The sequence below is a fragment of the Kitasatospora sp. NPDC003701 genome (assembly GCF_053587085.1).
The window spans coordinates 1-1,837 of sequence record NZ_JBSFNM010000164.1 but is presented as its reverse complement, the minus strand read 5'-3'; the positions used below and the strand labels follow the sequence as shown (position 1 = coordinate 1,837).

Sequence of the window (1,837 nt, the reverse complement as noted above, 5' to 3'; positions counted from 1 at the left end):
GTTGCGCCAGTACTTCTCCGGGTCCGCGACCGACTCGCCGACCTGCGAGGAGGCGGCGAAGTGCAGCACCCCGTCGAAGGAGGCGTCGAGCACCGCGCCGGCCTCCTGGATCCGACCCCGGACGAACTCGGCACCGGCCGGCACGCCCTCGCGGAAGCCGGTGGAGAGGTCGTCCAGGACGGTCACCCGGTGTCCCGCCTCCAACAGGCGGGCGGCGACCACGCTGCCGACATAGCCGGCGCCACCCGTGACCAGGTACGTGCTCATGAGGCGACCTCTCGAAGGCGCTGTGCGGCCGCCTCCGGCGACACGTCGTTGACGAAGGCGTCCATGCCCGATTCCACACCGGCGAGGAACTTCAGCTTGCCCGCCGTGCGGCGGATCGTGAACAGCTCCAGGTGCAGGGCCAGTTCGTGGCCGCCCACGGCAGGTGCCTGGTGCCAGGCCGCGATGTAGGGCGTCGGCCGGACCGGCTCCTGCCGCCCCTCCTCGGCGAACAGCCGGTCGAAGCGCCGCAGCAGCTCCAGGTAGAGGCCGGGGAACTCGGCGCGCTCGGCCTCGTCGAGCTGCGTCAGGTCGGCGACCCGCCGGTTCGGGTAGAGGTGCACCTCGTAGGGCCAGCGGGCGGCGAACGGAACGAACGCGGTCCAGTACGCGCCGGCCAGCACCACGCGGACCGGGTCGGCGCGTTCGGCGGCCACCACGTCCTCGAAGAGGTTGCGGCCGGTGGCGGCACGGTGCCGGCCGGCCTGCTCGATCATGCGGGCGGTGCGCGGCGGGTTGAACGGGAAGGCGTAGATCTGCCCGTGCGGGTGGGCGAGCGTCACGCCGATCTCGGCGCCGCGGTTCTCGAAGATGTACACCTGCTTGACGTCGGGCAGCACGGACAGTTCGGCGGTCCGGTCCGTCCACGCGTCGAGCACCAGGCGGGCCCGGGACTCGGTCAGGTCGGCGAACGACGAACCGTGATCGGCGGTGAAGCAGACGACCTCGCAGCGCCCGGTGCCGGGGGCGGACTCGGCCACCGGGTGGCCGAGGAGCTCGGGGTCCGCGTCACCGGCCAGGGACGGGAAGCGGTTCTCGAAGACGACGACCTGGTAGTCGGAGGCCGGGATCTCGCTGAGCCTGCCCGCACGGGACGGGCAGAGCGGGCACTCGTCCGCCGGTGGATGGTAGGTGCGGGCCTGCCGGTGGGCGGCCACGGTCACCCAGTCCCCGGTGATCGGATCCCTGCGGATCTCGGACAGGCTCACCGCCGGCTCCAGCGGGCGCAGGTCGCCGGAGGCCTCCCGGGGAGCGGCATCGTCCGGGTCGAAGTAGAGGAGCTCGCGGCCGTCCGCAAGCTTGTCCGACGTTTTGATCATGGCTTCCTTTCCTGCAGGGACCCCGTGTCGACTACCCGACCTGAGCAAGCGTCGCGCTCATATTCAAACGAGAGCACACAAAAGTCAACACTCCCGTACCTCCGGACGACTGACCGCGTGACGTCATGCTGCGCCGACGGCCGCCGCCCCGAGGGCTGGCAGGTTACAAGCCGGTCTCGTCCCCGACTTCCCCTTGACGCCGCCCCGCAACAGGGATGTCATATGTTCCATCCCGTTTGAACATGTTGATTCGTGGTGGTTGCTGGCGCTTGTCTCGCACAGTCGAGCAGGCAGGGCCGATCGGCTCGGCTTCCGCCCCGGGATCCGAACGGGCAGTACCCCCCGACCCTTTGTGGGCACCGGAAGCGGCGCCTGCGTGAAGGAGTTCCCCCATGTTCCGTCCTTCCAGCCGTGTTGTTGCCGCGACCGGTCTGTTGTTCGCTGTGGGCCTGACGACCGCGTGTTCGACGGGT

2 protein-coding genes are annotated in these 1,837 nt (G+C 70.1%); both read right to left on the bottom strand.

Annotated features, from left to right (window positions below; all coding sequences use genetic code 11):
• Positions 1-267 (bottom strand): NAD-dependent epimerase/dehydratase family protein (locus ACWDRR_RS44390; RefSeq protein ID WP_449778032.1); only part of this gene is annotated, 267 nt, incomplete at its 3' end.
• A complete protein-coding gene (galT, locus tag ACWDRR_RS44385) occupies positions 264-1,364 on the bottom strand; it encodes a galactose-1-phosphate uridylyltransferase (protein ID WP_449778031.1) in 1,101 nt (366 codons plus the stop codon). The genes ACWDRR_RS44390 and galT, both read right to left, overlap by 4 nt.
• Positions 1,365-1,837 lie beyond the last annotated feature (473 nt).